The organism is Nocardia farcinica (assembly GCF_029867845.1).
In the GTDB taxonomy this organism is placed as follows: Bacteria; Actinomycetota; Actinomycetes; order Mycobacteriales; family Mycobacteriaceae; genus Nocardia; species Nocardia farcinica_A.
In genome coordinates, this window is sequence record NZ_JARWRU010000890.1 from 1 (window position 1) to 2,589 (window position 2,589).

The window sequence follows — 2,589 nt, forward strand, 5'->3', positions numbered from 1 at the left end:
GGGGCGGGCCTCAGGCGCGCGCGGGCAGGAGTTCGGCGACGAGGGCTTCCACGCGAGCCTTGATTTCGTCGCGGATCGGCCGGACGGATTCGACTCCCTTGCCTGCGGGGTCTTCGAGCACCCAGTCGCGGTAGCTGACGCCGGGGAAGGTCGGGCAGGTGTCCCCGCAGCCCATGGTGATCACGACGTCGGAGGTTTCCACGGCGTCGTAGGTGAGGATCTTCGGGGTCTGGTCGGAGATGTCGATGCCGAGTTCGGCCATTGCCGCGACCGCGGCCGGGTTGATCTGATCGGCGGGTGCGCTGCCGGCGGAGCGGACCTCGATGGCGTCGCCGGCGAGGTGGGACAGGAATCCGGCGGCCATCTGGGAGCGTCCGGCGTTGTGGACGCAGACGAACAACACGCTGGGCTTGGTGGTCATGTGCGGGTGGGCCTTTCAGTGGGCGGGGAGGTCGAGTTCGGCGAGCAGGAGACGGACGCGGGTTTCGATCTCGTCGCGAATGGGCCGGATGGCGGCGAGGTCGAGGTCGGCGGGGTCGTCGATGTCCCATTCCTCATACCGGCGCCCCGGGTAGAGCGGGCAGGCATCACCGCAGCCCATCGTGATGACGACGTCGGCGGCCTGGATGATCTCCTCGGTCCACGGTTTGGGGAACTCGCCGGTGATGTCGATGCCGACCTCGGCCATCGCGGCGATCACGGCGGGATTGATCTCGTCGCCGGGTTCGCTGCCGCCGGACCACGCCACCGCGCGGTCCCCGGCAAGGTGGGTGAAGAACCCGAGGGCCATCTGGGAGCGTCCGGCGTTGTGGGTGCACAGGAACAACACCGTGGGTGTGCCGGTGTGGGCTTTGCCCTCGACGCGGGCCAGGGCGTGCAGGCGTTGGCGGGCGAAGCGTTCGGCCAGCAGCGGCAGGTAGTTGACCACGGTCGCGCGTCCGGCGAACTGGTCGTAGGAGGAGTGCAGGAACCGCTCGATGGTCTCGACGCCGAAGGTTCCGTTGAACTCACGTTGCAAGTGGGTGGCCGCGGTTTTCAGCGCGAGTTGCTGGTCGATGGTCAGGTCGTGGCGGGTGTGGGAGGGGCTGTCGGTCATGGGTGTGTCCGTTGCTCGATGGGGGTGGTGAGTTCGGTGAGCAGGTTGTTGACGCGGGTGGTGATGTCGTCGCGGACCAGGCGCATGCGTTCGATGCCGTCGATGCCGCGTTCGGAGGGTTCGTCGGTGTCCCAGTTGAGGATCCGCACCCCGTCGACCGGGCCGATGTGGGCTTCGCGGCCGAGGGTGACGACCAGGTCGACCGAGGCCAGCAGGGCCGGGTCGATCGGTTTCGGGGTCTCGCCGCTGATGTCGATACCGACTTCGAGCAGCGATTCGGCCGACAGGGCGTTGATCGCGGTGCCGGGTTTCGTTCCGGCGGAATGGACCTGCACGAGGTCACCGGCGGCGGCGCGCATCAGCCCGGCCGCCATCTGGGATTTGCCGCCGTTCTTCACGCACACGAACAGCACCGACGGGGTCGTGCTCATCGCGGCGCCATCTCCCCGGTGCCCGACGACGCCGCCGGGGAGATGGTGGCGGGGAAGCGTTTGCGCAGCGCGAGCGAGACGTAGACCAGTCCGACCAGGACGGGGACCTCGATGAGCGGGCCGACGACCCCGGCGAGGGCCTGGCCGGAGGTGGCGCCGTAGGTGGCGATGGCGACGGCGATGGCGAGCTCGAAGTTGTTGCCCGCGGCGGTGAACGCCAGGGTGGTGGTGCGCTCGTAGCCCAGACCCAGGACCGCGCCGAGGGCGTAGCCGCCGCCCCACATGATGGCGAAGTAGGCCAACAGGGGGATCGCGATCCGCACGACATCGAGAGGATGGGAGGTGATCTGGTCGCCTTGCAGGGCGAACAGGATCACGATGGTGAACAGCAGCCCGTACAGGGCCCAGGGCCCGATCTTGGGCAGGAAGGCCGATTCGTACCAGGTACGGCCCTTGGCGCGTTCACCGAAGCGGCGGGTGAGGTACCCGGCCAGCAGCGGGATGCCGAGGAAGATCAGCACCGATTTCGCGATCTGCCACGGCGAGGTGTCGATCGTGGTTTGTTCCAGGCCGAGCCAGCCGGGCAGGACCGAGAGGTAGAACCAGCCGAGTCCGGCGAACATGATCACCTGGAAAACCGAGTTCAGCGCGACCAGCACGGCGGCGGCTTCGCGGTCGCCGCAGGCGAGGTCGTTCCAGATGATGACCATGGCGATGCAGCGGGCAAGGCCGACGATGATCAGCCCGGTGCGGTACTCGGGCAGGTCCGGCAGCAGCAGCCAGGCCAGGGCGAACATCAGAGCCGGGCCGAGGATCCAGTTCAGCAGCAGGGAGCTGAGCAGGAGTTTGCGGTCGCCGGTGACGGTGTCGAGGCGGTCGTAGCGGACCTTGGCCAGCACCGGGTACATCATGATCAGCAGCCCGATCGCGATCGGCAGGCTGATGCCGTCGATCTCCACCGCCGACAGCCCGTCGCCCAGGCCGGGGATCATGCGTCCGAGCAGCAGGCCGGCGGCCATGGCCACGCCGATCCAGACGGGCAGGAACCGGTCGAGGGTGGAC

Annotated in this window: 4 protein-coding genes; all 4 read right to left on the reverse strand. The window is 68.3% G+C overall.

Annotation, left to right across the window (positions count from 1 at the left end):
- Positions 1–10: 10 nt before the first annotated feature.
- Entirely contained in the window at positions 11–421 is a 411-nt protein-coding gene (locus QH283_RS19565; protein ID WP_011212395.1) for an arsenate reductase ArsC, read from the reverse strand.
- A 15-nt stretch (positions 422–436) separates the two neighbouring features.
- On the reverse strand, positions 437–1,096 hold the full coding sequence (locus QH283_RS19570; protein ID WP_011212394.1) for an arsenate reductase ArsC: 660 nt from the start codon (positions 1,094–1,096) through the stop codon (positions 437–439).
- Positions 1,093–1,527: a low molecular weight phosphatase family protein gene (locus tag QH283_RS19575; protein ID WP_011212393.1), complete on the reverse strand. Its 435-nt coding sequence runs from the start codon at positions 1,525–1,527 to the stop codon at positions 1,093–1,095. Before QH283_RS19575 ends, QH283_RS19570 begins: the two co-directional genes overlap by 4 nt.
- The coding region (arsB, locus tag QH283_RS19580) for an ACR3 family arsenite efflux transporter (RefSeq protein WP_280504439.1) at positions 1,524–2,589 on the reverse strand (1,066 nt) is incomplete at its 5' end. The genes arsB and QH283_RS19575, both read right to left, overlap by 4 nt.